This window comes from Dankookia rubra, assembly GCF_004355005.1.
Classification (GTDB): domain Bacteria; phylum Pseudomonadota; class Alphaproteobacteria; order Acetobacterales; family Acetobacteraceae; genus Paracraurococcus; species Paracraurococcus ruber_A.
Map to the genome: position 1 here is coordinate 63563 of NZ_SMSJ01000002.1, position 22155 is coordinate 85717.

Annotated in this window: 21 protein-coding genes; 14 read left to right on the plus strand and 7 right to left on the minus strand. The window is 69.0% G+C overall.

Annotated features, from left to right (window positions below; translation table 11 throughout):
- The first annotated feature begins 64 nt into the window (after positions 1-64).
- The 5 genes from E2C06_RS37300 to E2C06_RS02065 all read left to right on the plus strand — a co-directional run bounded on the left by E2C06_RS37300 (position 65) and on the right by E2C06_RS02065 (position 4154).
- Entirely contained in the window at positions 65-226 is a 162-nt protein-coding gene (locus E2C06_RS37300) for a hypothetical protein (RefSeq protein WP_165982158.1), read from the plus strand.
- A complete protein-coding gene (locus E2C06_RS02050) occupies positions 226-975 on the plus strand; it encodes a hypothetical protein (RefSeq protein WP_133286920.1) in 750 nt (249 codons plus the stop codon). The genes E2C06_RS37300 and E2C06_RS02050 overlap by 1 nt, the downstream gene beginning before the upstream one ends.
- Positions 972-2105 carry a toxic anion resistance protein gene (locus E2C06_RS02055; RefSeq protein WP_133286921.1) on the plus strand — a complete coding sequence of 378 codons (1134 nt, stop codon included), beginning with the start codon at positions 972-974 and terminating at the stop codon, positions 2103-2105. The genes E2C06_RS02050 and E2C06_RS02055 overlap by 4 nt, the downstream gene beginning before the upstream one ends.
- Before the next feature lie 70 nt (positions 2106-2175).
- The gene (locus tag E2C06_RS02060; protein ID WP_133286922.1) at positions 2176-3147 is read left to right on the plus strand and encodes a Bug family tripartite tricarboxylate transporter substrate binding protein; all 972 of its coding nucleotides are present in this window, start codon (positions 2176-2178) and stop codon (positions 3145-3147) included.
- A gap of 59 nt (positions 3148-3206) precedes the next feature.
- The gene (locus E2C06_RS02065; protein WP_133286923.1) at positions 3207-4154 is read left to right on the plus strand and encodes a tripartite tricarboxylate transporter substrate-binding protein; all 948 of its coding nucleotides are present in this window, start codon (positions 3207-3209) and stop codon (positions 4152-4154) included.
- On the opposite strand, the gene E2C06_RS02070 is transcribed toward E2C06_RS02065, so the two are convergent.
- Positions 4151-4774, minus strand: coding sequence for a YidB family protein (locus tag E2C06_RS02070; RefSeq protein WP_206664400.1), 624 nt, complete (start codon positions 4772-4774; stop codon positions 4151-4153). The genes E2C06_RS02065 and E2C06_RS02070 overlap by 4 nt on opposite strands.
- A gap of 126 nt (positions 4775-4900) precedes the next feature.
- Here E2C06_RS02070 and E2C06_RS02075 point away from each other — a divergent pair, with 126 nt between their 5' ends.
- Positions 4901-5968: an alcohol dehydrogenase gene (locus tag E2C06_RS02075; protein WP_133286925.1), complete on the plus strand. Its 1068-nt coding sequence runs from the start codon at positions 4901-4903 to the stop codon at positions 5966-5968.
- A gap of 39 nt (positions 5969-6007) precedes the next feature.
- Here the strand turns inward: E2C06_RS02075 and E2C06_RS02080 are convergent, their stop codons facing one another.
- From E2C06_RS02080 to E2C06_RS02090, 3 genes are all read right to left on the minus strand, one after another.
- A complete protein-coding gene (locus tag E2C06_RS02080; protein WP_133286926.1) occupies positions 6008-6643 on the minus strand; it encodes a nitroreductase family protein in 636 nt (211 codons plus the stop codon).
- Between the two features lie 56 nt (positions 6644-6699).
- Positions 6700-7446, minus strand: coding sequence for a bestrophin-like domain (locus tag E2C06_RS02085; RefSeq protein WP_133286927.1), 747 nt, complete (start codon positions 7444-7446; stop codon positions 6700-6702).
- A gap of 131 nt (positions 7447-7577) precedes the next feature.
- Positions 7578-8063, minus strand: a complete 486-nt coding sequence (locus tag E2C06_RS02090) for a cupin domain-containing protein (RefSeq protein WP_133286928.1) — start codon at positions 8061-8063, stop codon at positions 7578-7580.
- A 68-nt stretch (positions 8064-8131) separates the two neighbouring features.
- Here E2C06_RS02090 and E2C06_RS02095 point away from each other — a divergent pair, with 68 nt between their 5' ends.
- Entirely contained in the window at positions 8132-8719 is a 588-nt protein-coding gene (locus E2C06_RS02095) for a cysteine dioxygenase family protein (protein ID WP_133286929.1), read from the plus strand.
- Between the two features lie 59 nt (positions 8720-8778).
- Positions 8779-9906, plus strand: coding sequence for an alpha/beta fold hydrolase (locus tag E2C06_RS02100; protein ID WP_133286930.1), 1128 nt, complete (start codon positions 8779-8781; stop codon positions 9904-9906).
- Between the two features lie 42 nt (positions 9907-9948).
- On the opposite strand, the gene E2C06_RS02105 is transcribed toward E2C06_RS02100, so the two are convergent.
- The gene (locus E2C06_RS02105; RefSeq protein WP_241671078.1) at positions 9949-11139 is read right to left on the minus strand and encodes an acetyl-CoA acetyltransferase; all 1191 of its coding nucleotides are present in this window, start codon (positions 11137-11139) and stop codon (positions 9949-9951) included.
- 96 nt (positions 11140-11235) lie between these two features.
- Here E2C06_RS02105 and E2C06_RS02110 point away from each other — a divergent pair, with 96 nt between their 5' ends.
- Entirely contained in the window at positions 11236-12795 is a 1560-nt protein-coding gene (locus tag E2C06_RS02110; RefSeq protein WP_133286931.1) for an acyl-CoA carboxylase subunit beta, read from the plus strand.
- Positions 12796-12936: 141 nt separating this feature from the next.
- Here E2C06_RS02110 and E2C06_RS02115 read toward each other — a convergent pair whose 3' ends face one another.
- Together E2C06_RS02115 and E2C06_RS02120 are read right to left on the minus strand one after the other, a co-directional pair.
- Positions 12937-14409 (minus strand): amidase, encoded by a 1473-nt coding sequence (locus E2C06_RS02115; protein WP_133286932.1) that lies wholly within the window; start codon positions 14407-14409, stop codon positions 12937-12939.
- A 57-nt stretch (positions 14410-14466) separates the two neighbouring features.
- The gene (locus E2C06_RS02120; protein ID WP_133286933.1) at positions 14467-15222 is read right to left on the minus strand and encodes a tyrosine-protein phosphatase; all 756 of its coding nucleotides are present in this window, start codon (positions 15220-15222) and stop codon (positions 14467-14469) included.
- Positions 15223-15356: 134 nt separating this feature from the next.
- Here E2C06_RS02120 and E2C06_RS02125 point away from each other — a divergent pair, with 134 nt between their 5' ends.
- The 5 genes from E2C06_RS02125 to E2C06_RS02145 all read left to right on the plus strand — a co-directional run bounded on the left by E2C06_RS02125 (position 15357) and on the right by E2C06_RS02145 (position 22028).
- Entirely contained in the window at positions 15357-16148 is a 792-nt protein-coding gene (locus E2C06_RS02125; RefSeq protein WP_133286934.1) for an SDR family NAD(P)-dependent oxidoreductase, read from the plus strand.
- A gap of 558 nt (positions 16149-16706) precedes the next feature.
- Complete coding sequence (locus E2C06_RS02130) at positions 16707-18653, plus strand: PrkA family serine protein kinase (protein ID WP_133286935.1); 1947 nt, start codon at positions 16707-16709, stop codon at positions 18651-18653.
- 28 nt (positions 18654-18681) lie between these two features.
- The gene (locus E2C06_RS02135) at positions 18682-19986 is read left to right on the plus strand and encodes a YeaH/YhbH family protein (protein ID WP_133286936.1); all 1305 of its coding nucleotides are present in this window, start codon (positions 18682-18684) and stop codon (positions 19984-19986) included.
- On the plus strand, positions 19983-21521 hold the full coding sequence (locus E2C06_RS02140; protein ID WP_133286937.1) for a SpoVR family protein: 1539 nt from the start codon (positions 19983-19985) through the stop codon (positions 21519-21521). The genes E2C06_RS02135 and E2C06_RS02140 overlap by 4 nt, the downstream gene beginning before the upstream one ends.
- 63 nt (positions 21522-21584) lie before the next feature.
- On the plus strand, positions 21585-22028 hold the full coding sequence (locus tag E2C06_RS02145) for a DoxX family protein (RefSeq protein WP_133286938.1): 444 nt from the start codon (positions 21585-21587) through the stop codon (positions 22026-22028).
- Positions 22029-22155: the final 127 nt, after the last annotated feature.

The window sequence follows — 22155 nt, forward strand, 5'->3', positions numbered from 1 at the left end:
TCATGCACCGTTACGCGCGCGCCCATTGATCCGGGCCATGCCGGGCGCGATGTAACGCCGCGCCATGGACACGCGCAACGCGACCACCCTGCCCGCCCCGAACCCGCCCGCCCCGGCGCTGCACACCCCGCTGGTCTGGGCCTGGGGCGGCGCATTGCTCACGGCATCGCTCTGGCTCACCGCGATCATCGCGCTGTTCAACAGCCTCGGCAGCCTGTTCGACTGATGCTGCGCGACCTGCTTGATGGCTGGATCGGGCTCCGCGCCCGCTGGCGCGGCTACGGCCTGCCGGTCTTCGCCTCGCCCCTGCTGCCGGCCGGGCTGATCGCCGCGATCGGCGGGGACGAGCAAATTGTGCTCGGCTCTGCGCTCGGCTTCGGCGCCAGCCTGCTGGCGGCGCGGGTGCTGCGGCGCGGGCGGCAGGGCGACACCAACCGCGCCGCCTGGATCACCGCGGTGGGTACCGGGCTGGCGGCGCATTTCGCCGCCGATCTCGGCACCATCTTCCCCTTCGTCATGGCCGGCGGCGCCCTGCTCGGCACCCGCCTGATGTACACCGCCCTGCCCGAGGCCGCGCCGCCGCCGCCGCGCGAGCCGCCGCCGGCGCCACCAGGCCCGATCGAGGAGAGCCGCGCCCGGCTGGCGCGGATCGAGGCGGTGGCCGCCCGCTTGGCCGACCCGCGGCTGCGCGGCGTGGCGGATGCGATGGAGGGCGTGCTGGACGACCTGACCGCGCGGCCGGACCGGCTACCGATGGCGCGGCGCTTTCTGACCGTCCACCTCGATGGGGTCGAGCGCATCGTCCAGCGGCTGGAGGCCGGGGCCGAGGCGCCGGGCAACCTGCCCTCCCTGCTGGACGAGCTGACCCGCACCGCGACGGAACTGCGCGGCCGGCTCCGGCATGAAGAGACCGAGGCATTGGAGATCCAGGTGAAGGTCCTCTCGGACCGCCTGCACGAGGAGGGCTATCGATGAGCGGCACCGGAACCAAGACAGGAACCCGGCTTCCCGTCATCAACCCTGAAGCTTTGCAGGCCGCGCTGGAAGAGGTGCCGGAGGGCCGCGAGGCGGCGGTGCGCGACCTCGCCGCGCGGATCAACATCGCCGATCCCGGCAGCATCCTGCGTTTCGGGCAGGAGGCGCAAAACCGCGCGACGCTGGCCGCCGACGCCATGCTGGAAGGCGCGCGCAACCGCGAGGCCGGCGAGGCCGGCGTCACGCTTTCGACCCTGCTCGGCACGCTGCGCGGCTTCGACATGCGCGGCCTGGCGGAGAAGCCCGGCTTCTTCGCCCGCATCTTCAACAAGGCCGGCGCCGAGACCGCCAAGGTCGTGCAGCGGTACGAGACCATCAAGGGCCAGGTCGAGGAGGTTGGCGACAGGCTGGATAGCCACCGGACCAAGCTGCTGGAGGATGTCGAGAAGCTGGAGCGCCTCTACCGCGCGACGCTCGACTGGTTCCATGCCCTCGGCGACCACATCGCCGCCGGCGAGACCGTGCTGACCCGCGTCGACCAGGAGGCCGTGCCGGCCATGGCGCGGGAGGTCGAGGGCGGCGACAGCGTCGCGGCGCAGCGGCTGCGCGACCTGCGCAGCGCGCGGGACGAGCTGGAGCGCCGGGTGCACGACCTGCGGCTGACGCGGCAGGTGGCGATGCAGGCACTGCCCTCGATCCGGCTGATCCAGGAGAACGACAAGGCGCTGGCCGCCAAGATCCAGAGCGTCATCGCCAATACCGTGCCGCTCTGGCGGCAACAGCTCGCCCAGGCCCTGGCGATCCAGACCATGCGGGAGGCCGGGCGGACGCTGAAGGAAGCGACCGACCTGACCAACGACCTGCTGGTCGGCAATGCCGAGCGGCTGCGCCAGGGCAACCTCGAGGCGCGCACCCAGCTAGAACGCGGAGTCTTCGACATCGAGGCGGTGAAGCGGGCCAATGCGTCGCTGGTGGCGACCATCGAGGACAGCCTGCGCATCGCCCAGGACGCCCAGGCGCAGCGGGCCAGCGCGACAAAGGAGCTGGAGAAGGCCGAGGGCGAGATCCGCCGCGCACTGCTGGCGGCCAAGGCCTCGGGTGGCCCCGGGCAGGGCGCCCGCGCCGGTTGATGGGTTGAACTTCTGGCTTGCCCGCGTCGTGGTTGCACCCTAGGTGCTGTCGCAGCGCAGGAGACGCCAGATGCCCGGAACCAGCCGCCGTCAGATCCTTGCCGCCGCGACGCTGCTCGCGGTGCCCGCCCTAGCCCGGGCGCAGGCTTGGCCCAACGGCCCGATCCGCATCGTCGTTCCCTTCCCGCCCGGCGGCAGCGTCGATGCTGTGGCCCGGCTGGTGCAGCCGTACCTGCAGACCGAACTCGGCGTCTCCGTCGTCATCGAGAACCGGGCGGGCGCCTCGGGCGCGCTGGGCGCGGCGCAGGTGGCGCGGGCGGCGCCGGACGGGCAGACCTTCCTGCACGTCGTCGACACCCATGCGGTGAACCCGGCGCTGATCCCCAACCTCGGCTACGACACCCAGAAGGACCTCTCGCCGGTGCTGCTCTTCGGCACCGCGCCGATGGTGGTGACCACGCCGAAGGGCCGGCCCTGGGCGGATTTCCCGGCCATGCTGGCGGCGGCCAGGGCGAAGCCGGACACGATCACCTTCGGCACCATCGCCAACGGATCGCTGGCGCACCTGACCATGATGCTGCTGCAGAAGGCGACAGGGGTCGGCTTGGTGCACGTGCCCTATCGCGGCGGTGGGCCGCTGGCGATCGCCGCCGCTGCCGGCGAGGTCGACCTGCCGACTGCGACCGGCACCATCTTCGCGCAGCAGATCCAGGCCGGCAGCCTGCGGGTGCTCGCCAGCACCGGCCCGAAGCGCTGGTCCGGCGGGCCGGAGGCGCCGACGCTGAAGGAACTCGGCATCCCGGTGGAAGCCGAGGCCTTCTGGGGTGCATTGGCCCCGGCCGGCACCCCGGCGGCAATCCAGGCCCGCTATGCCGAGGCGCTGCGCAAGGCCATGGTGGTGCCCGCGGTGCAGGACCGGCTGGTGAATGTCATGGGCATGGACCTGGCCCCGCGCGGCGGCGCCTACTTTCGCGACTTCCTTGCCCAGCAGATCGGGACCTGGGGCAAGGTCGTCCACGACAACGCGATCAAGCCGGACTAGTGAAGATCGATGAGGGATCCGGGGAGGATACCTGCACCCCGGCTCTTGGAGTGCCTCGAATGTACCGTCGCTCGTTGCTTGCCTTCTTTTCGACCCCCGCCGTCGCCCAGACCTGGCCGGGCGGGCCGGTCCGCATCATCGCCCCCTTTCCGCCCGGCGGCAGCGTCGACACGATCGCCCGGCTGCTGGTGCCCGCGTTGCAGGCCAGCCTCGGCGTGCCGGTGGTTATCGAGAACCGCTCGGGTGCCGCCGGCGCGCTCGGCACCGCCGCGGCGGCGCGGGCGCTGCCGGATGGACTGACCTGGGTGCTGGTCTTCGACAGCTTCGCCACCGCCAATGCGCTGAACCCGCAGGCCGGCTTCGACGCCCGGCGCGACTTCGCCCCGGTCATGCTGCTGGCCACCGCGCCGATGCTGCTGACCGCGCCGCTCGGCCGCCCGTGGCACAGCCTCGGGGAGGTCGCGGCCGCGGCGCGGGCGAAGCCCGACACGCTGACCTACGGCACGGTCGGCACCGGCAGCCTGGCGCACCTGACCATGGAAGTCTGGCAGCAGGCCGCCGGCCTCAAGCTGATCCACGTGCCCTATCGTGGCGGCGGGCCACTGGCGACGGCGGCGGCCTCGGGCGAGGTCGACCTTGCCATCGCCTCCCGCGTCGGGCTGGGCGGCCAGGTCGGCACGCGGCTGCGCGCGCTGGCGCAGAGCGGGGCGAAGCGCTCCCCCGCGCTGCCGGACTTGCCGACCTTCGCCGAGGCCGGCTTCCCCGGCGTCGCCGCGGAGGCCTTCTGGGGCATGCTCGGCCCCGCTGGCACGCCGGGCCCGGTGCTGGCGCGGTTCCATGCCGCCCTGGCCGCGGCGCTGGCGGATCCGGCGACGCGGCAGCGGCTGGAGGAGGGCCAGGGCGTCGACATCGTCGCTTCCTCGCCTGAAGCCTTCGCCGCCTTCCTCGACACCCAGACCGCGGAATGGGGCAAGGTGGTGCGGGAGCGCGGCATCAAGGCGGATTAGCCCTCGCGGTCGGGCCCGGCTGATTTCGGGCCGAGCAGGCCGGAGGCCGGCGCCGCCGCGTCGGAGGTTGTCCCGGTGCCGAAGCGCGGCATCCCGGCCTCCGCGCCCGCACCCTGGCCGGCGTGGTGCAGCGCGCCGCCACCCGCCCCGCCGAGCGGTGCCGCCGCCGCCCCGCCGCGCGGCATCTGGCCCCCGGCGCCCATGCCGACCGCGCTGCCCGGCACGTCGGGTTGGCCCGGCACGGCGCCGGCCGACGCATCGTCGCCCGGCTTCGGCAGGTGCCCCTCCGGCGTCATAGCATCCACCAGCTTCGGCAGCACCTGGCTGAGCAACGCGAGCAGGCCCGGGCGTTCCATCCCGGCTTCCCGCGCCATGCTGTCGGCCTCGGCCCCCTGGAAGGCGCGGTCGAGTTCCTGCGGCTGGACCGGGCGGTTCTCCCCGCTGCCGATCCAGCTCTCGACGCGGTCGCCGAGTCCCGCGTTGCGCAGCCGATCGACCAGTGCCTGCAGCCCGGAAGCGCCGGGCTGGCCGCCCATCAGGTGATTGAGGATGCGGTCGAGCGGCGTGCCCTTCATGTCGTTCAGCGCAGCGCCGCCCAGGCGCGACAGGAACTCGCTCATTGCCCGCATCTCCTCCACTTGGCGCGGCGATAAAGCGCGAGCCGGCCAGGCGTTGCGGCCGAATGCCTTGACCCGGCGCCCCGCCGGATGTCCCATGCGCGACCTTATTCCATGGGAGAGAACGCCATGCGCGCCTGGGCCGTCGTCGAGACCGGGAAGCCCCTGCAGGAAATCGAGATGCCGACGCCGGAGCCGAAAGGCGCCGAGGTGCTGCTCGAAGTCACCCATGCCGGCGTCTGCCATTCCGACCTGCATATCTGGGAAGGCGAGTACGACCTCGGCAGCCGCGGCAAGATGCGGCTGACCGACCGCGGCGTGAAGCTGCCGCTGGCGATGGGCCACGAGATCGTCGGCCGCGTGGTCAAGCTCGGCCCGGATGCGGCGAACCAGGGCAGCAAGGTTGGCGACCTCCGCGTGGTCTACCCCTGGGTCGGCTGCGGCAAGTGCGCGGTCTGCCAGCGGGACGAGGAGAACATGTGCCTCTCGCCGCGCAGCCTCGGCGTCTACCAGAACGGCGGCTACGCGACGCACGTGCTGGCGACGCATGTGAAGCACCTGGTCGACATCGAGGGCGTCGATCCGGCGCTGGCGGCGACCTATGCCTGTTCGGGCGTCACGGTCTATTCCGCCATCAACAAGCTGCTGCCGATGGACCCGAACGAGGCGATCGTGCTGGTTGGCGCGGGCGGGCTCGGTCTGAATGCGGTCGCCATCCTCAAGGCGCTCGGCCACAAGCGGATCTGCATCGTCGACATCGACCAGAAGAAGCTGGACGCGGCGAAGCAGCAGGGCGCGACCGACGCGGTGCTGGCGGCGGGCGAGGACACCGCGAAGCGCATCGTCGAGGCCTGCGGCGGGCCGGTGGCGGGCATCATCGACCTGGTGAACGGCACCCAGACCAGCCGCTTCGCCTTCGATGCGCTGCGCAAGGGCGGCAAGCTGGTGCAGGTCGGGCTGTTCGGCGGCGAGATGAACATCCCGCTGCCGCTGATGCCGATCCGCGCGCTCACCGTCCAGGGCAGCTACGTGGGCGACGTGAAGGAGCTGCGCGCGCTGATCGACATCGCCAAGAAGGGCCAGATCCCGGCGATCCCGGTGGAGCTGACGCCGCAGAGGAACGCGGACGCCGTGCTCAACCGGCTGAAGAGCGGCCAGATCACCGGCCGCGTCGTGCTGGTCGGCGAGGCGGCCTGAGCCGACAAGGGGCCGGGGCGCCTGCCCCGGCCCGCGGCCCTAGCCGCCCTTCGCCACGCCCCAGGTCTCGCCCCAGTTGTCGAGGTAGGTGATCTCTTCCAGCGGGCCGCGGCCGACCGGGCCGAAATTCCCCATCGGCCAGCCGATCGGCAGGATGGCGTAGCTGTGCACGCCAGGCGGCAGGCCGAGCGCCGCTTCCGCCTCCGCCTCGAAGATCAGGTGCCGCGTCGTGAGCGTGGCGCCGAGGCCGAGCGCGCGGGCCGCCAGCAGCATGTTCTGCACCGCCGGGTAGATCGAGGCGCCGGACCAGCGGGTCGGTTTGTCGTCCATCAGGCAAGCGATGATCCAGACCGGCGCCTCGGCATAATGGTCGGTCAGGTATTCCACCGCCTGGTGCTGGCGGTGGTAGCGCGCCGCATCGCTGCCGGGCGGCGGCGCGCTGCCGGCGTAGCGCGGGCCGATCACCTCGTCATAGGCCCGCTTGTACCAGCCCTGTACGGCCTGCTTCCGCGCCGGATCCTTCAGCACCAGGAAGCGCCATTTCTGCGTGTTGCCGCCATTCGCCGCCGAGGCGCCGGCCCGCAGGATGCGCACGACCAGCTCGTCCGGCACCGGGTCCGGCTTCAGCCGGCGCATGGCGCGGGTGGTGTGCATGATCTCGAAGACGTCGGTCATGGCCGCGGTTCCCTCCCTCTCGGCCGCAGCCTGTCACCGGACGGCGCGTCGCGCCATCAGGGCTGCAGCGCCTCGAGTGCCGCCCGCACCGGCCGGTCGGAGATCCGCATCAGCCCGTCATAGGGACGGTCGAGCTCGATGATGAGGAAGATCGCCCCGCCGACCGACAGCGCGCCGACGAGCAGCGCCGCTACCACCGTGGCGTTGAGCCGCGTCATCAGCCCGAAGCCGAGGAAGAGCATTCCCAGCCAAAAGATCAGCACGCAGAGGAAGGGCCATGGCAGGGCGCTGACCTGCTGTTCCACCACCAGCATGCGGGTGCGGGTGATGACGACGGTGAGCTCGATCGCCCGGGCGAGGCCGATGCGCTGCGCATCCTGGGTCGGCTGCAGTTGCCACAACGCCGCGTGGAAGGGCTGCAGCGCCTCCCCCGGGTGCCGCCCCGCGGCCTTGATCGGTTCGACAACGTGCAAGGCGTCCTCGGCGACGCCGCGCCGCAGCATGGCGCGCAGCGGCGCGGCCTCCACCCCGTAGTGCAGCAGCACGCGGTCGAGCGCGACGATATTGGCGGCCAGGGCGGCAAGTTCGTCGCTCTGGGTGCGGTAGGCGGTCTGCGTCACGCTGATCAGCAGGCCGAGCACCAATGCGGCCATGGTTGCGACCAGGCCCATCACCAGCTTTACGGTATCGCGCGATTCGCCATCCAGATGATGCTCCGGCAGCCGGTCGCGCAGCCTCAGCCCGGCCAGGGCTGCGGCAAAGCTGATGGCGAAGGCCAGCAGGGCAACGAGGCCTGCATTCATAGGCCGGCCCTGCGCGGGCCGCGCCGCATTGCCCCCGTCATCCGTCGCTCCCCCGAGGGGGTAAGGTTAGCAGCCCGGTCCGGGGCCGCACGACGCTGCCGCCTGCGATTGGGTCACATTCCGGCGCGCGGCTACAGCGGCCAGGCGCGGCCCTTAACCGGGTCCCGCACCGGATCCGGCACCTGGGTGATTCGTGCCACGGCGCGGTCGTGCTCGCCGGGGCTGCCGCGGCATTCGCTGGGCGACTGGCCGGCGGGATAGGCACCGACCACCAGCAGGTCCGCGCTGGTGCCGAGGTTCCGGTGCCCGACACCCGCCGGCAGCACCACCACGTCGCCGGCATCGAGGTCGAGCGCCCGGCCGCCCTCGCCGCCCAGCATCACCCGCACGCGCCCCGCCACGATCGCCAGCGCCTCGTGCGCATCCGGGTGGAAGTGGTGGTAGGGGTGGATGCCGTTGCGCCATGCCGGCGGCCAGCCATGCGCGGCAAAGAGTGCCTCGGCCGCCGTCGGGTCGCCGGGCGGCAGCGCGGCGCGGAACAGCAGCGCCGGAAGCCGCGGGTTGTTCGGGGTATTACCATCATCAGCGAAGAAGAGAAGCTCCGGTGCCTCGGTCATTTGCGACTCCGCAATTGGTGCGGCGTGCGCCGCGTGCCATGCTTGGAGAAATCCTCGGGGACAAGAAGATGGCAGGGATCGGCCGGTTGCGCGACTTCGTGCAGGGCATGACGCGTCTGGCGGATGCCGGCCCGGATGAGGCAGCCTTCCAGGAGGCCGGGGCGGTCCTGCTGCGCGACCTGGTTGCGGTGGATGACTGGCTGCCGCCGGCCTGCGCCGTGCCGGGGCCGCGCTATCGCCAGTTCCTGCTGCATTGCGATCCGGCGGAGCGCTTCAGCGTGGTCAGCTTCGTCTGGGGTCCGGGCCAGCGCACGCCGATCCACGACCATCTGGTCTGGGGACTGGTCGGGCAGCTTCGCGGCGCGGAGATCTCGACCGAGTACCGGCTGGGTGCGCCCGGCACCCCGCCGCACCCGGGCCGGCGGGACCTGCTGCGGCCCGGGGAAGTCGCGCTGGTCCGTCCCGGCAGCAACGACATCCACCTGGTGGAGAATGCGCTGGCGGATGCGCCGAGTGTCAGCATCCACTGCTATGGCGGGAACATCGGCGCGGTGCGGCGGCATGCCTTCGACCCCGAGACGGGTGCGGCGCAAGACTTCATCTCAGGCTATTCGGCCGACATGGTGCCGAATTTGTGGGATCGCAGCGGCAGCTAGCGCGCGCGAAGCCCCGGTCGCTGCTAGGCTCCGGCGCAGAACGAGAACCGGAGGAACCAATGTCCGAGCTGCCGCCCCTGGACGCTGCCGTGCTGCCCGACGGCATCCGCGCACGGATGATCCCCGGCATCAATGGCCTGACGATGCATGTGCTGGAGGCGGGCGAGCCGGGCGCCCCTTGCCTGCTGCTGCTGCACGGCTTCCCGGAACTCGCCTGGTCCTGGCGCAAGGTGATGCCGGCGTTGGCCGAGGCCGGCTACCACGTGGTGGCGCCGGACCAGCGCGGGTATGGCCGCACCACCGGCTGGAATGCCGATTACGACGCCGACCTGGCGCCCTTCCGGATGCTGAACCTAGTGCGGGACCAGCTGGGCCTGGTCGCCTCGCTCGGGCTCGGCCATGTGGAAGCGGTGATCGGGCATGATTTCGGCTCGCCGGTCGCCGCCTGGTGCGCGCTGGTGCGGCCGGACGTCTTCCGCCGCGTTGCGCTGATGAGCGCACCCTTCGCCGGCCCACCCTCGCTGCCCGAGGAGGCACCGCCCCGCGCCCCGGCGGTGGACGTGCATGCAGCGCTTGCGGCATTGGAGCGACCGCGCAAACACTACCAGTGGTACTACTCGGAGCGCAGCGCGAACGAGGAGATGTGGCGCTGCCCGCAGGGGGTGCATGCCTTCCTGCGCGCCTATTACCACATGAAAAGCGCCGACTGGCCGGGCAACAAGCCATTCCCGCTCGCCGGCTGGACCGCCGAGGCGCTGGCCAGGCTGCCGACCTACTATGTCATGGACCTCGGGCGCGGCATGGCAGAGACGGTGGCGCCGGAGATGCCGGACGCCAACGCGATCGCCGCCTGCCAGTGGCTGCCCGACAGCGAGCTGGCGGTCTATGCGGAGGAGTATGGCCGCACCGGCTTCCAGGGCGGGCTGCAATGGTACCGCTGCCGCACCACCGGGCTGTTCGAGGCCGAGGCGCAGGTCTTCGCCGGCCGCACCATCGACGTGCCGTCCATCTTCATCGCGGGCGGCAGCGACTGGGGCATCGAGCAGACGCCGGGCGCGCTGCGCCGGATGCGAGAGCTGGCCTGCACCAGGCTGGATGGCGTCCACCTGGTGGAGGGCGCCGGCCACTGGGTCCAGCAGGAGCAGCCCGAGCAGGTCATCGACCTGCTGCTCAGCTGGCTTGGGTAGGCCGGCGGGTGAATTCGTGGAGGGCAGAGCCCTCCCCCGCTGTCACGCGCGCTCGAGGATCGAGACGTAGTTGGCGACGGCGGCGCCGCCCATGTTGAAGATGCCGCCGATATCGGCCTTCGGCAGTTGCATCGTGCCCGCCGTGCCGGTTAGCTGCATCGCCGTCAGCACATGCATCGAGATGCCGGTCGCGCCGATCGGGTGGCCCTTCGACTTCAGCCCGCCCGAGCGGTTGACCGGCAGCTTGCCGTCCGCCGCGGTCACGCCGTCGAGGATGGCGCGCGCGCCCTGCCCTTCCTTGGCCAGGCCCATCGCTTCGTATTCCAGCAACTCGGCGATGGTGAAGCAGTCATGCGTCTCAACGAAGGAGAGGTCGGTGACGGCGGAAAGCCCGGCTTGGTCCAGCGCCTGCTTCCAGGCGAGCTGCGGGCCTTCGAAGCGAATGATGTCGCGGGCGGCGATGGGCAGGAAGTCGTTCACCTGCACCGCGGCGCGGAAGCGGACGGCCTTCTGCATCGCCCTGGCGGTCCCGGCATCGGTCAGGATCAGCGCGGCGGCACCGTCGGAGACCAGGCTGCAATCGGTGCGCTTCAGCGGCGGGGCGACGAAGGGGTTCTTCTCGGACTCGGCGCGGCAGAAGGCGAAGCCGAGGTCTTTCCGCATCTGCGCCCAAGGATTGTCGACGCCGTTTTTGTGATTCTTCGCGGCGATGGCGGCGAGCGCGTCGGACTGGTCGCCATGGCGCTGGAAGTAGGCCTCAGCGATGCGGCCGAAGACGCCGGCGAAGCCGCCGCGGATGTCCTGCTCGGTCTTGCGGTAGCTGGCATTCAGCAGGATCTCGCCGACCTGCGGGCCGGGCGTCGCGGTCATCTTCTCGGCGCCGAGGACGAGCGCGAAGCGGCCGCGCTTGGCGGCGAGGAAGTCGAGCGCGCCGTGGATGGCGGCGGTGCCGGTGGCGCAGGCATTCTCGTAGCGGGTGATCGGCTTGAAGCGCAGCTCGGGGATTGACTGCAACACCAGCGAGGACGGGAAGCCCTGGTTGGTGAAGCCCTCGCCGAAGACACCGACGAAGCCGGCATCAATGTCGGCCGGGGAGATGCCGGCATCCTCGATGGCGGCGCGGCCGACCTCGGCCAGCAGCGTCTCGATGTCCGGCGCCTCGGCGCGGCCGAAGGGCGTGTGCGCCCAGCCGACGATGCAGGCTTCGGGGGCGGCCATGGTGGGATCGGGCATGGGGGTATTCCTCCGCGGTTGGGGCAAAGATAGGCCCGGCTACCGCCTGGCGCCACCGCATGCTGGAATGTCCCGCAAAGCATGGGAGCGGAATGGATGAGCTGGCAGCCCGAATTGGACGACCTTGCCCGCCGCCAAACGATGGCGGAGGCGATGGGCGGCCCCGACAAGGTCAAGCGCCAGCACGATGGCGGCCGGCTGACGGTACGGGAACGGGTGGGTGCCATGCTCGACCCGGGCTCCTTCCACGAGGTCGGGGCCATCGCAGGCAAGGCGAAATACGCGCTGGATGGTTCCCTTCAGGAGTTCACCCCCTCCAACTGCGTCATGGGACGCGGCCTGATCGATGGCCGGCCGGTGGTGGTGGTCGGGGACGACTTCACCGTCCGCGGCGGCAGCGCCGATGCCACCATCAAGGAGAAGCCGATCATGGCGGAGCGGATGGCGGCCGATCTCCGCCTGCCGATCATACGCATCATTGAGGGCTCGGGCGGCGGCGGCTCGGTCAAGACCATCGAGACCACGGGCCGGGCCAACCTGCCCGGCGGCATCGGCGGCCAGGCGATGTACCACCTGACCGGCGACAATCTCTCCCGCGTGCCGGTGGTCGGCCTCGGCCTCGGCTCGGTCGCCGGGCTGGGCGCGGCGCGGCTGGCGGCGACGCATTTCTCGGTCATGACGAAGGAGACCTCGGCAATGTTCGTCGCCGGACCGCCGGTGGTGAACGCGCTCGGCAACAACCTGAGCAAGGCCGAGCTCGGCGGCTGGGAGATCCAGTGCAAGGCCGGTGCCGTCGACCATGCAGTGGATAGCGAGGAGGAGGCCTTCGCGGCGGCGCGGCGCTTTCTGTCCTACCTGCCCGGACATGTCTGGGAACTGCCAAAGCGGCTGCCGAGCGAGGATGATCCGAACCGCACCGACGAGTCCTTGCTGGGCGTGATCCCGCGCAACATCCGCCAGCCCTACCGGATGCGGCCGATCATCGAGGGGCTGATGGACCGCGGCTCGGTCTTCGAGATGGGGCGGTATTTCGGCCGCTCCGTCATCACTTGCCTGGCGCGGCTGAACGGCCTGCCGGTCGCGGTGCTGGCGGGCGACCCGATGTTCTATGCCGGGTCCTGGACCGCCGATGCCTGCGCCAAGGTGGTGCGCTTCGTCGACCTTGCGGAGACCTTCCACCTGCCGGTGGTCTACCTGATGGACTGCCCGGGCTTCATGATCGGGCTCGAGGCCGAGCAGAGCGCCACGATCCGCTGGGGCGTGCGCGCCATGGCGGCGGTGAACCAGTCCACCGTGCCCTGGTGCACCGTCATCGTCCGCAACGCCTTCGGCGTCGCCGGCGTGGTGCACCAACCGGCCAACCGCTTCTCGGTGCGGCATGCCTGGCCCTCGGCGCGATGGGGCAGCCTGCCGCTGGAGGGCGGGATCGAGGCGGCCTATCGCGCCGACCTCGACGCCGCCGAGGATCGCGCGGCGACGCTGGCGGAGATCGAGGCCCGGCTGCAGCTTCTGCGCAGCCCGCTGCGGACGGCGGAGGCCTTCTGGGTGGAGGAGATCATCGACCCGCGGCAGACCCGGAGGCTACTCTGCGATTTCGCAGGGCTGGCGGAGCGGGTGCTTGAGCCCGGGATGCGAGCGCATGGCATGCGGCCGTGAAAGAAAGATCGGGGGAGAAAAAATACTCCTTCCCCGAACCCCACTCTTCCTTTTGATGAGTCGGCTGCCGCCACGCGATACGTGCCAGACCCACAAAAATAGATGAGGGGTTCGGGGAGAATACCTTCTCCCCGATCTCTCTTACCCCGCTACATGCACTCCCGGCCGCCGCCCCTCGTTCCACTTCCCGTCCAGCGCCCGCTCGACCTGCGCCGCCAGTTGCAGCAGCAACCCGTCATTGGCTTGCCGCGCCTGGGCTTGGATGCCGAGCGGCAGGCCGCTCTCCTGTCGCCCCATCGGCAGGGAGATCGCCGGGATGCCGCAGAGATTGGCCAGCGGCGTATAGGCGAAGTTGCGCCAGAGATTGCTGAACCAGTCGCGCACCGATGGATTGTCGCTGATCGTCAGATACTCGGTGGTGCCGATCGGCGGCGTCGGCCGCGCGGTGATCGGGGTGAGGATGATGTCCCAATCCTCGAAGAAGGCGCCAAAGCCGCGGGAGGTGGTGTTGAATACCGCCTGCATCCGCGCCCGGTCGGTGAAGGAGATGTGCCGGCCTTCTTCCCAGATGCCGATGTTGATCGGCTCGACCAGCCCCTCGGGCGGCCGGTCCAGCCCGCGCGCGGCGATCAGGTTGCCGACTGTCTGTGCGAAGTTGCCGATATAGCAATCGGTCTGCGCGGCAAAGGCGGCGCGGAAATCGATCGCGGGAAGTGCCCAGTCTACCTTGTGGCCAAGGGATTCCAGGACGCGCCCGGCCTTCTCCAACTCGGCCACCAAGTGCGGCGTGGCGCGGTAGTCGCCCCACTCATGCGACAGCGCGACGCGCAGGCGCCCGGGATCGCGCCGGATCAGGTCGGTATAGGGCTCGGCCGGCGTCCAGTAGGGCATGAACTCGCCCGGCGCGCCGCCGCGGCAGCGATCCACGAAGAGCGCGGTGTCCCGCACGGTCCGGGTCTGGCAGCCCTGGATGGAGACCAGCCCGGTCAGGTCCGAGGCCGCCGGTGCGATCGAGAAGACTCCGCGCGAGACCTTCAGCCCGATATTGCCGCAGGCTCCGGCGGGAATGCGGATCGACCCGCCGCCATCGGTCGCGTGCGAGATCGGCACGACGCCTGCCGCAACCATTGCCGCCGTGCCGGCGGACGACCCATTGGTGGTGTAGCCGGTGTCCCATGGGTTGTGGGTGACGTAGACTGCCGGGTTCTCGGCGGCGCTGCAGCAGCCGAATTCCGGCGTGGTGGTGCGGCCGATGATGTTCAGCCCGGCCTGGCGGATGCGGCCGGCCAGGTAGCTGTCCGCCGTGGCCCGATGGCCGCGCATCAGCAGCGAGCCCATTTCCTGCAGCCTGCCCTTCAGCGTCGGGCCGAGGTCCTTCATCAGGTAAGGCACGCCGGCGAAGGCGCCGGCGGGGTCCATGCCGTCGCGCAGCGGGTCGGCCACCACGTCCTCGAAGACCTCGACGACAGCGCTGAGGGCGGGATCGGTGCGGGCGATGCCGGCGGCCGCCTGGGCGGCGAGCTCGGCCGGCGACACCTCGCCCGCGCGAACCCGGGCGGCGAGCGCCGTCGCGTCATGCCGGGCCCATTCGTCCCAAGTCATCGCCAAGCTCATGTCGCGCATGCTCCGGTTGTCGTCGGGCTCATGCAAGGCATGGACCGATGTGGCCCGCTATTCCAGATAGGCCGTCCGCAGCGCCGCCAGCCGCGGCGCATCAAGGCCAAGGCCGGCCTGGAGCAGGCCATCGAGACCGCCATGCGCCGCGATGGCCCGGTCCAGCGTCTCCTCCAGCAGCTCGGGATGCGTGGACAGCAGCGCATTGGCCAGCCCGGCGGGCGTCCCTTCCGGCAGCGAATGGTCACGCCGCCAGATCCGATCCGTCGCCCGGTAGTCGGCCACCACCGTCTCCCGCGTCGCCCCCAGCGCCGTCAGCACCAGCGCGGCGCCCACCCCGGTGCGGTCCTTGCCGGCCGAGCAGTGGAAAAGCACCGCCTGCCGCCGCGGCTCCAGCAGCAGGCCGAACAGTCCGCGATAGACCGCAATGAAGCGCGCGAGGTAGTCGATATAGGCCCGGCGGAGCAGCGAGACGACGTCTTCCCCGGTCGATTCCTTCCGCAGCATCAGGTCGCGCAGCGAGGCGCCGACTGAAGGCTCGATTGGCAGGTGGACACGTTCCGCCGAGGGCGGCAGGCGGGAGGGCCGCAGCGCCGCCTCGTTCACCCCGCGCAGGTCGCAGACGGTGCGGATGCCGAGCGACGCGACCCGCGCCTGGTCGGACTCGGTCAGGTTGGCGAGGGTGGCGGAGCGAAAGATCAGCCCGCGGCGCACCCGCCGGCCATCCGCCACCGGCCACCCGCCGAGGTCGCGCAGGTTGGAGGCGCCTTCGAGCGGCACGGCATGGGGCAGGCCAGGGGTGGAATCGGTCATCGGGGCGTCTCCGGTCGGCTTTGCCCCAGCCTATCGCAAGCGGCGGCATAAATCGCCCCGGCGCGGGTTGACGCGGCAGCGACCGGCTGCGGAGACTCACGGCCAGGACAAAACCAAATGGAGGAGGCCAGCCCATGCCAGAGGCAACACTGTTCGACCTGACCGGCAAGGTCGCCATCGTCACCGGCGGCAGCCGCGGCATCGGCCGCGCCATCGCCGAGCGCTTGGCGCAGCACGGCGCCAAGGTCGTCGTCTCCTCCCGCAAGCTGGATGCTTGCCAAGTGGTGGTGGACGGGATCGTGGCGAAGGGCGGTGAGGCCGTTGCCATGGCCTGCAACATCGGCCGCAAGCCGGAACTGCAGGCCCTAGCCGATGCGACGATCGAGAAATGGGGCGGCGTCGACATCCTGGTCTGCAATGCCGCCATCAACCCGCATTTCGGCCCGGCGATGGGGATTGCCGACGACATCTTCGACAAGATGATGGCGACCAACGTGAAGTCGAACATGTGGCTGTCCCACATGTGCATCCCGAGCATGGAGGCACGCGGCGGCGGGTCGATCGTGATCGTCTCCTCGATCGGCGGCTTCAAGGGCTCGGTCAACCTCGGGGCTTATGCGATCACCAAGGCGGCCGACCTTCAGCTGGCACGAAATCTTGCCTGCGAATGGGGGCCGAAGAACATCCGGGTGAACTGCATCGCCCCCGGCTTGGTCAGGACTGACTTCGCGCGGGCGCTCTGGGAAGACCCGGTCAACTACAAGAAGCGGACCCGCGACACGCCGCTGAAGCGGATCGGGGAGCCGGACGAGATCGCCGGCGCGGCGGTGTTCCTGGCGAGCGCCGCCGGCAGCTTCATGACCGGGCAGCACATGATCATCGATGGCGGCGTGCTGGCCGGCAGCCCGGCAAATTCGGAGGATTGAACCATCCGCGCCGGCCGGGCCGCGCCCGGCCGGGATTTGCCCAGGATTTGAGCGAAGACGGGCCGCCCCGGCCGCGGCATCGCGACCCGCGGCGGGAACCGGTGACGCATTTTAATCTTTGCGTCACTGCTACCGGCACAGGATCGGCGCGCTGGCCGCCGTATGCCGCGACATTTCCTCCAGGCGCGCCATGGAGAGAGCGGCAACCCCGCCAATGACATTGTCGTGTTAGGTCATGTCAGCGAATCGCTAGACGCTGCTGCGACAGGCAGGCCGTGCCTGAAACATGGCCAAGTTACTTTCTGTCGCAATCATGAACCGGCAGACAAGCGATGACCCTGTTCACTTGCCACGAATGCTAGGTGGCTCTTCGCGTGATTTGAATGCCATGGAGATACGGGGCGTCCTGCGCCTTCGCGCAGGCCGCCTCCCTCTGCCGTGATTTGCACTCTACACGGCCGCGGTGCGACGCAGCAATAAAAGTTTACCGCACTCTGCCATGGCAAAGCCCATGCTGTGGGCGTTGCACACTCGTGGCAGTGCTTCCAGGGGCCGCCGATGGACACCATGCAGGACATTTTCGCCGATTACGCACGGGCCTATGAGTCCCGCAAGGAATCGGACATGTCGATTGCCGAATTCCTTGAGGGCTGCCGGAAAGATCCGGGCCACTACGCGACCGCGCCCGAACGCATTCTCAAGGCGATCGGCGAGCCGGAGGTGGTGGATACCGCCAAGGATACCCGGCTCGGCCGGATCTTCCTCAACCGGACGATCCGCATCTATCCCGCTTTCTCGGAATTTTTCGGGATGGAGGACACGATCGAACGGATCGTGGGTTTCTTCCGCCATGCTGCCCAGGGGCTGGAGGAGCGGAAACAGATCGTATACCTCCTGGGCCCGGTTGGGGGCGGCAAGTCCTCGCTCGCCGAGCGCCTGAAGGCGCTGATGGAGCAGGAGCCGATCTACGTGCTGAAAGCCGGGGACCAGATGAGCCCGGTCTATGAAAGCCCGCTCGGCCTGTTCGACCCGGAACGCCTGGGCGACATGCTCGAGGATCGCTACGGCATTCCCCGCCGTCGGCTGACCGGGCTGATGAGCCCCTGGGCGCTGAAGCGGCTGGACGAGTTCGGCGGCGACATCACCAAGTTCCGGGTGGTGAAGGTCCGCCCCAGCCGGTTGCGGCAGATCGCCGTCGCAAAGACCGAGCCGGGTGACGAGAACAACCAGGACATTTCGTCCCTGGTCGGCAAGGTCGATATTCGCAAGCTGGAGATGTATGGCCAGAACGATCCGGACGCTTACAGCTTCTCGGGCGGGCTGAACCGCGCCAACCAGGGCATCCTCGAGTTCGTCGAGATGTTCAAGGCGCCCATTAAGATGCTGCACCCGCTGCTGACCGCGACGCAGGAAGGCAACTACATCGGTACCGAGAACATCGGTGCCATTCCGTTCCAGGGCATCATCATGGCCCACTCGAACGAATCGGAGTGGCAGGCCTTCAAAAACAACAAAAACAACGAAGCCTTCATCGACCGCATCTACGTCATCAAGGTACCCTATTGCCTCAGGGTGACCGAGGAGCAAAGAATTTACGAGAAGCTGGTACGCGGCTCGGAGCTCGCGGCCAACCCCTGCGCTCCCTCGACGCTCGAGATGCTGGCGCGGTTCTCGGTCCTCAGCCGGCTGCGGAAGCACGAGAACTCCAACATCTACGCCAAGATGCGGGTCTATGACGGCGAAAGCCTCAAGGAGACCGATCCGCGCGCGAAGAACATGCAGGAATACCGCGATGCGGCCGGGCCGGACGAGGGAATGGACGGCGCCTCCACCCGCTTTGCCTTCAAGATCCTGGCAGCCACCTTCAACTACGACACGACCGAGATCGCCGCCGACCCGGTGCACCTGATGTACGTGCTGGAACAGGCGATCCGCCGGGAGCAGATGCCCGACGAGGTCGAGAAGCGCTACCTCGAGTTCATCAAGGGCGAGCTGGCGCCGCGCTATGCCGAGTTCATCGGCAACGAGATCCAGAAGGCCTACCTCGAGTCCTACAACGACTACGGGCAGAACCTGTTCGACCGCTACGTCGCCTATGCGGACGCTTGGGTCGAGGACATGGACTTCAAAGACCCCGACACCGGCCAGATGATGAACCGGGAGCTGCTGAACCAGGAACTGACCAAGATCGAGAAGCCAGCGGGCATCGCCAACCCCAAGGACTTCCGCAACGAGGTGGTTAAATTCGCGCTGCGCGCGAGGGCCAACCGTGGCGGCAAGAACCCGTCCTGGACCAGCTACGAAAAGATCCGGGAGGTTATCGAGCGGCGGATGTTCAGCCAGGTCGAGGACCTGCTGCCGGTGATCAGCTTCGGCTCGAAGAAGGACTCGGAGTCGGAGAAGAAGCACGGCGAATTCGTGGCCCGGATGACCGCGCGCGGCTATACTGAGCGCCAGGTTCGCCGGCTGGTCGAATGGTATATGCGGGTGAAGCAGGCCGGCTGACCGCGCAACCCCGAAGGCACGCCGCTGCATGCAGATCCTGGATCGCCGCCTCAATCCCAGCGGCCGAAGCCTTCCGAATCGGCAACGCTTCCTGCGCCGGGCCAAATCCCTGGTGCAGGAAGCGGTCCGCGACGCCTCGGCCAAGCGGGACATCCGATCGGCCGATGAGGGGGGCGAGGTCAGCATTCCCCTTCACGGCATCCGCGAACCCTCCTTCCACCTTGGTCAGGGCGGCACGCGGGACCATGTGCTGCCCGGCAACAAGGAATACCGGGAAGGCGATGAGATCCAGCGGCCACCGAGCGGGGGCGGCGGCGGCGGTTCGGAGGGCTCGCCCGACGGCAGCGGCGAGGACACCTTTCGCTTCGTGCTGAGCCGGGAGGAATTCCTCTCGCTTTTCCTCGACGACCTCGAATTGCCGGACATGGCTAAGCGCCGGCTGGTTGACGGCGCCGACCCGGTCTGGCATCGCGCCGGCTATTCCGTGAGCGGCTCGCCAGCCAACCTGTCGCTGCCCCGCACCATGCGGAACAGTCTCTCGCGCCGGATCGCGCTGCGCCGCCCGAAGCCGGAGGAGGTGGAGGCGTTGGAAGCGGAGATCGCCGCGTTGGAGGGCCAGCCTGAGCACGCCGAGCGCGTCCTGACCCTGCGGGCGGAGCTGGAGCGGCAGCTGCTGCGCGCCCGCCGCATCCCCTATATCGACCCGATCGACGTCCGCTACCGGCGCTTCGAGCCCTCCCCTCGCCCGGTCGCCCAGGCTGTGATGTTCTGCCTGATGGACGTTTCCGGCTCAATGACCGAAGACATGAAGGATCTGGCGAAGCGCTTTTACACGCTGCTCTACCTGTTCCTGCAGCGGCGCTACAAGCACGTTGAGCTGGTCTTCATCCGCCACACGCACGAGGCTTCGGAGGTCGACGAGGAGACCTTCTTCCATAGCCGGGAGACCGGCGGCACGCTGGTCTCGACGGCACTCGAGGAGATGCGGAAGGTGGTGGCCGACCGCTTCCCGCCGGCCGAGTGGAACATCTACGCGGCGCAGGCCTCGGACGGCGACAATGCCGCCGGCGACAGCCAGAAGACCGCCCGGCTGCTGGTCGATACAATCCTGCCGGCCTGCCAGTACTATGCCTATATCGAGGTGGGCCGCGAGGGCGAGCATGGCATTCCCGGCTTCCCGCGTGGCCCAACCGATCTCTGGCGAACCTACGAAGCGCTGGTGAATGCCGGTGCGCCGCTGGCGATGAAAAAGGTGCGCCACCGGCGGGAGATCTTCCCCGTATTCCGCGAGTTGTTTGCCAAGCGCGGCGTGACCGAAGGGGCCAGCGCATGAACGTCATCGTCAAACCCGAGGATCGCCTGCTCTATCAAGGCGCGGACTGGGATTTCGACACCCTGATGCGCATCCACGACGCCTGCGAGGAGATCGCCGGCAAGGAGCTGGGCCTCAGCTGGTATCCGAACCGGATCGAAGTCATCAGCGCGGAGCAGATGCTGGATGCCTATGCCAGCACCGGCCTGCCGCTCTTCTACCGGCACTGGTCCTTCGGCAAGCATTTCGCCCAGCACGAGGCACTGTACCGCAAGGGGCTCCGCGGCCTTGCCTATGAGATTGTCATCAACTCCGACCCCTGCGTCTCCTACGTCATGGAGGAGAATACGACCACGCTGCAGGCGCTGGTGATTGCCCATGCCGCCTTCGGCCACAACCACTTCTTCAAGAACAACGAGCTCTTCAGGCAGTGGACTGATGCCAAGGGCATCCTCGACTACCTCGAATTCGCCAAATCCTATGTCCAGTCCTGCGAGGAGCAACACGGCGAGGCGGCGGTCGAGCGGGTGCTGGACAGCGCCCATGCGCTGATGAATTACGGCGTCCACCGCCATCGCCGCCGCGCCCCCGACCTGATGTCGGAGCAGAAGCGGGAGCGTGAGCGGCGAGAGCACGACGAGCGGATGTTCAACGTGCTCTGGTCCACCCTGCCGGAGAAGGCCAGCGTCCCCGCGGCCAAGGGCGAGGAGGAACGGCGGCGGACCTTGCTGCAGTTGCCGCAGGAGAATGTGCTCTACTTCCTGGAGAAGTCGGCCCCGCGCCTCGCCCCCTGGCAGCGCGAGATCCTGCGCATCGTCCGCAACGTGGCGCAGTACTTCTACCCGCAGCGCCAGACCAAGATGATGAACGAGGGTTGCGCGACCTACACTCACCACCGCATCCTCGGCCGGCTGCACGAACGGGGCCGTATCTCGGACGGCCATTGGCTGGAAGTGCTGCACTCCCACTCTTCGGTCATCATGCAGCCGGATTTCGACGACCAGCGCTATTCCGGGATGAACCCCTATGCGCTCGGCTTCGCCATGATGGAGGATATCGAGCGCATCTGCCGCGAGCCGACGGAGGAGGACCGCGAATGGTTCCCCGACTTCGCCGGCTGCGGCGACCCGATGCCGGTGCTGAGGCATGGCTGGGCCGAATTCCGCGACGAAAGCTTCATCCTGCAATTCCTCAGTCCGCACCTCATGCGGAAACTGAAGCTCTTCCACCTGGTGGACGACAGCGCCCAGCCGGTGCTGCGGGTCGATGCCATGCATGACGAGCGCGGTTATCGCCGGCTGCGCCGGGCGCTGGCCAAGCAGTATGATCCGGCCTGGTCGGACCCCGATATCCAGGTGGTCGATGTCGACCTTGGCGGCGACCGCAAGCTGATCCTCGAGCACCGCGTCGCCGCCGGAAGGCTGCTCGAGGAGCAGGAGGCACGCCAGGTACTGCGCTACCTCGCCAGCCTTTGGAGCTACGACGTCCTGCTGCGCGAGGTCGATCCGGTGACCGGCGCCAGCCTGCGGGAACATGCCGTCAGCCCGCCGCGCTGATCCCAGGCTTCCGCGGCGAGCCGTTGCGGTTCAGGCTGGCGCCCCATTCCAGGAGAGCCAGCCATGCCATCGGATACCGTCCACACCCTAGACCGCCCCGCCAATCTCGATGCCGGGTTGCTTCTCGCCCGGGTCATGCTGAGTGCGCTCTTCCTCGTCTCCGGCTATTTCAAGCTCGTGGCGGTGGAGCGCACCGCCGGCTACTTCGGCAGCCTCGGCTTACCGATGCCGAATGTCATGGTCTGGGTGGCAATCCTGGCCGAGCTTGGCCTGCCGGTCCTGCTACTGCTCGGCATTCGCGCGCGCTGGGTGGCGCTGGCACTCTGCCTTTTCACCCTGGTCACCGCGGCGACCGGACATCGGTTCTGGGGCTTCGACTCGGCGACCCAATTCCCGCAGTACATCGCCAACCTGACGCAGTTCCTGAAGAACCTCGGCATCGCCGGCGGCTTCCTGCTGCTCGGGCTGGTCGGGCCGGGGCGCTTCGCATTGGATCGTCGGGGCTGATCCCGGCGAGAAGATTGGAAAGGCAACGCCTTTCCCTTCCCAGCCCCGAGCTTCGTTCTTGTGAGTCGGCGGCTGCACCGCGGCACACGCCGACTCACAGGAACAGATGCGGGGTCGGGGGCGAATA